The sequence below is a fragment of the Gemmatimonadaceae bacterium genome (assembly GCA_035633115.1).
Classification (GTDB): Bacteria; Gemmatimonadota; Gemmatimonadetes; order Gemmatimonadales; family Gemmatimonadaceae; genus UBA4720.
The window spans coordinates 1-3,888 of the sequence record DASQFN010000072.1; the positions used below are offsets into that span (position 1 = coordinate 1).

At 64.5% G+C, this 3,888-nt stretch carries 4 protein-coding genes and 1 pseudogene; 1 reads left to right on the forward strand and 4 read right to left on the reverse strand.

Annotated elements, in window-relative coordinates; translation table 11 throughout:
• The 4 genes and pseudogenes from VES88_08945 to VES88_08960 form a co-directional block, all read right to left on the reverse strand.
• A partial coding sequence (locus VES88_08945; GenBank protein ID HYN81614.1) for an ECF-type sigma factor occupies window positions 1–289 on the reverse strand: 289 nt, incomplete at its 3' end.
• A gap of 341 nt (window positions 290–630) precedes the next feature.
• Window positions 631–1,608, reverse strand: a pseudogene (locus VES88_08950) (IS3 family transposase).
• Window positions 1,609–1,681: 73 nt separating this feature from the next.
• Complete coding sequence (locus VES88_08955; protein ID HYN81615.1) at window positions 1,682–2,908, reverse strand: IS110 family transposase; 1,227 nt, start codon at window positions 2,906–2,908, stop codon at window positions 1,682–1,684.
• Between the two features lie 225 nt (window positions 2,909–3,133).
• Complete coding sequence (locus VES88_08960; GenBank protein ID HYN81616.1) at window positions 3,134–3,580, reverse strand: transposase; 447 nt, start codon at window positions 3,578–3,580, stop codon at window positions 3,134–3,136.
• Window positions 3,581–3,659: 79 nt separating this feature from the next.
• Here VES88_08960 and VES88_08965 point away from each other — a divergent pair.
• The coding region (locus VES88_08965) for a hypothetical protein (protein HYN81617.1) at window positions 3,660–3,888 on the forward strand (229 nt) is incomplete at its 3' end.

A 3,888-nucleotide genomic window follows, 5' to 3' on the forward strand; every position in this document is an offset into this window, starting at 1 on the left:
CGCGCTTGACGGTTTCCGCCGAAACGCCGAGCACCACTGCGGTTTCCTCGACACTCAGCCCCATGAATGCCCGCAACTCGACGACCTGAGCCTTGCGCGCGTCAACTGCTTCCATCTTCCGCAGCGCCTCATCGAGGGGCAGCAGATCATCGGCTGGATTGGTTCCGGCGGCTTCCGCCTCGTCCAGCGACACTGGCCGCATGCCGTGGCCCCGTTTGTCTGCGGCACGGGCCCGAGCGGAATCGACCATAATCCGCCGCATGAGGCGCACCGCCACGGCGAGCGGCATCGGGCGAACTGTGGGGAGCACGAACCCAGCTTCGCAGATCAGCAATCGCAATGGCCACCGCCGGCGACATGGCTGCGCCATCCCCCAGAACTGGCGAGCGCGCCCGCTCTGGGCGTAGTCTGATCGGCACCCACACGCGAAGCAGAGGCCCAGATAATGGCTGCGCCACTCGGAAGCTGTCAATGACATTGAGACACCAAGGTCGTAGTAATTAGAGTAGCGCTGCGGTCGATGGGCAGGACGGCGAAAGGTTCATCGGGGTCGTGAATCAGGTCGACCCTGAGGTCGTCCGAGATGACGATCGTCGTTCCTGGGGCATCCTGAGCGCCCGTTTGCTTCGCGGGCGGGTTGATCCACACCGCGTGCGGCAAATCGGCTGGTTGTGGCCGGCCCTTGACGAAGCGCTCGGGATGCGCCACGTATGCGGTCGCGAGCACCTGCTGGCGATGCGCGCGGACCGTAGCGGCTTGGCCGAAATGCACGACGGCGGGCGTGAGGAACCCCAGTCCGCTGTGGCGGTGTTCCTGGTTGTACCAAGGAAAGAAGCCCTGCCCAAACGCCCGCCCGTCCTCGAGCGATCCGAACCGCTCTGGAAACTGCGGACAGTACTTGAGCGTCTTGAACTGCGCTTCCGAAAACGGATTGTCGTTCGACACGTGCGGGCGGCTGTGGGTCTTGGTCACGCCAAGGTCGGCCAGCAACAGCGCCACCGGTTTGCTCTTCATGGACGACCCGCGGTCCGCATGGAGCGTAAGTTGGCCCGGCTGAATGCCGTGCTTCGCGCAGGTCTCGCCGATGAGGCGCTCGGCCAGGGCGGCGCTCTCGTGTGGCGCGAGCATCCAGCCGACCACGTACCGGCTGAAGATATCGAGGATGACGTAGAGATAGAAGTACGTCCACTTCGCCGGACCCAAGAGCTTCGTGATGTCCCAGCTCCAGACTTCGTTCGGACGCGTGGCCAGCAACTCGGGCGCGGCGTAGTGCGGGCGCCGCACCTGATCGCGCCGCTCCTTGATTTCGTGCGCGTCGTCGAGGACGCGATACATCGTGCGCGGCGAACAGAGGTAGGTCCCCTCATCGAGCAGGGTGGCGTGGATCTGCGCCGGCGCCTGATCGATGAAGCGCGTGTGGAGCAAATGCAAGATGCCCTGACGCTCGATCGGATCCAACGCGCGGGGCGGCGCCGGTCGAGGGCGCGCGACCGCGACCGGTCGACGCCCCCGATACAGCGAGGCCCGGGGCAGGCCCAACACGCGACACGCGGGCGCCGCCCCCAACGTCGGCGTCGCGTCGTCCACCGCGACTATCAATCGTCCTCGTCGCGCACGAACGGTTTCAGGGGGATCTGCAGGAGTTCGGAAACTTTACCTAGAAAGTCTCTCGCCTCCAGCCTTATGCCGGTATTCCAAGCTTCGTCACGTCGCACCCCAGTTCGGCCAGCCGTCGCACGTGATAGCGCCGCAATCTCGCCGCATCGACCTGGTCGAAGTAGTCGGGGCCCAAGTCCTGATACTCCAGGCCCTCCCGGAGCAGATGGAACGCGATAACCAGAATGCTGTGTGCCACGGCAATCGCCGCCCGTTTAGGGCCGCGCCGCTTCGCAATGCGCCGGTACTGCGCGCCCAAATAGGTTTTGCTATGTGACGCCGCCCACGCGGATTCCACCAGCGTCGTGCGGAGCCAGTTATTGCCCGTCCCCGTTCCGGTCGCCCGGCGCTTGCCGGCACTCTTGTGCGTCCCAGGGCAGATCCGCGCCCAAGAGGAGAGGTGACCGTCAGAGTCGAAGCGCGACATGTCCAGGCCGATCTCGGAAATGATCACTTCCACAGAACGGCGTCCCACGCCCGGAATGGTTTGGAGTCGTCGAACGGTCTCCTCCTCAGTGGTCATGAGCGCCGCAATCCGCGCGTCGCACGCCGCAATCAGGTCGGCGAGCTGGTCCGTGTGCGTCAGCAGTTGCCCGAGGAGAAACGCATAGTGATCCGTGAACCTCCCGCGCAACGCCTCCGTTAACGCCGGGATCTTGCGCACGAGATTGCCGCGGGCGAGCTGCGCCAGCACGTCGGGGTTTCGCTCGCCCGCCACCAAGGCATTTAACATGGCGCGGCCGGACTTGCCCATCAGGTCGCTCACCACGTTCCCCAGCTTGATGTTGGTCGACTCCAGCAATTTGTGCACGCGGTTGATCGCCGTGCTCCGATCCCGAATCAGACTCTTGCGATGGCGGGTCATATCGCGCAGCGCACGAATCTCGGCTGGGGGGATGAAGCTCGCGCGAATCAGGCCGTGGGCCAACAGATCCGCCAGCCATTCGCAGTCCTTCACATCGGTCTTCCGTCCCGGGACCGCCTTGACGTGGGCGGCGTTGGCCAGCACGACCTCAAAGCTCCCCTCGAGCAGGTTGAACACCGGCTTCCAGTACACGCTCGTCGACTCGATGGCCACGTGCGTGCAGTCAGCTTCGGTCAACCAGCGATGCAACTCGAGCAGGTCGGTCGTGGTCGTGCCGAACCGCTGAATCTCCGTTCGCGCACGAGGGCCGTCCTGGATACGGACGCAGGCGACGACGGATTCCTTGTGCACATCGATCCCACAACACCGCGGATGCAAGATTTCCATGGCTCCTCCAAGCACGAGCCGCGCCGGGGAGTGCCACAAAATATGCGAGTTTACCTGGCGTGCTCCTCACCACTCAGGGGAGGGCGACAATTTGGGGTGCCTTTGACGCGGCACTCGGGTCCATTTTTTTCCGGGCTCCACGGCACCAGTAAGTTTCGACCTTGACTCCGGCGCGCTCGCGCGCCGGAGCCTACCACTTTCATCCGTTCGCGGGTGAGCCACCGCTCATGAGCATTTTTTTTGAAAGGCGAGCAGGGCTTCCGCCTTCTGGAGCCGCGACGTCAAGCGGCGATTCTCCTGTTCGAGCTGCTTCAGCTGCGGATCGACGGCCGTCAGCTTGCGGCCGCGTTTCTTCGGCGTCAACCCGGCCTCGCGTTGCTGGCGCCACGTGACGACGTGCGAGGAGTACAGCCCCTCCTTCCGCAGGAGCGCCCCGAGCTCGCCGTGCCGCGTACAGGCGTCCGCCCGCCGGAGGATCGCCAGCTTGTAGGCGGTCGTAAAGCGCCGTCGCGCATGGCGCGCGGGGACCTCGGAATCCGGCGGGACGGGCACCGCGTCCGGCTCGAGTGTGGAAGACCCTCCGCTACGGGCCGCCTCGCTTCGCTCGTCGCCCCTTCGCTCCGGCTCTTCCACACTCGACTGGTTGGCCAATATCGAACGGATCTTGCTCATCAACGTCCTGACACCTCCCCGCCCTCAACACTAATTTCCCGGGGGTAAAGTGTCTCAGCTATCTTGGCAGGGAGGGAGGGTGCAACTCATCTGGACAGGATTCGAGAGCGCGGACGGCATCATCAGCGCACCCGACGGCAGCCTGTTGTTTGCACAGGAGCCGGCCAGCCGGATCAGCAAAATCGACAAGGATGCAAGGGTCTCGACTTACCTGTCGGACACAAACGGCGCAGGTGCTCTCGCGCTCGACTCGCAGGGGCGCGTGTTTGCGGCGCAGAGGCACAACGTCAGCGTCGGCATCCTGGCTC

Excerpts from the sequence above, each read along its gene's own strand:
- VES88_08955 (HYN81615.1), bottom strand. The coding sequence starts at position 2,908 with ATGGAAATCTTGCATCCGCGGTGTTGTGGGATCGATGTGCACAAGGAA.
- VES88_08960 (HYN81616.1), bottom strand. The coding sequence starts at position 3,580 with ATGAGCAAGATCCGTTCGATATTGGCCAACCAGTCGAGTGTGGAAGAG.